Consider the following 846-nt stretch of genomic DNA (forward strand, 5'->3'; position numbering starts at 1 on the left):
GCCCGCGCGGGCGGCGATCGCCAGCCGACGGCGGGCGGCCTCGGTGCGCTCGGTCTCCGGGCCCTGCGCGTCGGCGGGTCCGCGGTCGTCGCCGTCGTCGCGGGTGGCCCCGTGCGCGCGGGCCGGACCGTCGTCGCGGACGCGGTCGCGTACAGGGACCTCGGGGCCCGCCCCCACCGGCTCGAGCAGCGCGAGCGCCGCCTCGACCCCGCCGTCGGCGAAGGCGTCCCACAGCACGGGCAGCTCCCACGCCCCGGTGGCGCGCACCGACACCCCGCGCGGACCGGTGCGCCGCACCTCGCCGCGCACCAGCAGCAGCCAGGCGCCGAACACGGTCGCGGCGTAGGGACCCTGGGCGTCCTCGAAGAAGGTGGCGTCGGCGGGGCCGGTCGAGTCGTCGAGGGTGAGGAACACGACGCGGCGGCCCGACCGGATCGGCGGCGTCTGGGTCGCGACCTTGACGCCCGCCAGCAGCACCTCGCTGCGGCTGCGGCGGGTGAGCAGGTCGCGCGCGGGCGTGACGCCGAGCGCGCGCAGCAGCGGCAGGTACGAGCGGACCACGTGCTCGCTGGCGTCGAGGCCGAGCACCTCGAGCTCGGCGCGCAGCACCTCGGCACCGGTCATCTCGGGCAGCCCGCTCGCGACCACCTGCTCCGGCGCGTCGCCGAGGTCGAGGGTGGTCTGCACCGGCTGGTCGGCCGCCGCGGTGACCTGCCGGGCGGCCTGCGACTGCCGCGCCGCCACCTCGCGCACGCCACCCCCTGCCCCACCGCCGACGAGCCCGCTCCCCACCAGCACCCGGCGGTCGACCGGTCCGGCCCCCGCGGGGTCGCCGCCGCGGCGGCC

1 protein-coding gene is annotated in these 846 nt (G+C 79.7%); it reads right to left on the bottom strand.

The genetic code is table 11. The features are described from left to right. Nucleotides 1-846 (bottom strand): OB-fold nucleic acid binding domain-containing protein (locus ACYVKY_RS15995; protein ID WP_460435984.1); only part of this gene is annotated, 846 nt, incomplete at both ends.

This window comes from Angustibacter speluncae (assembly GCF_054777815.1).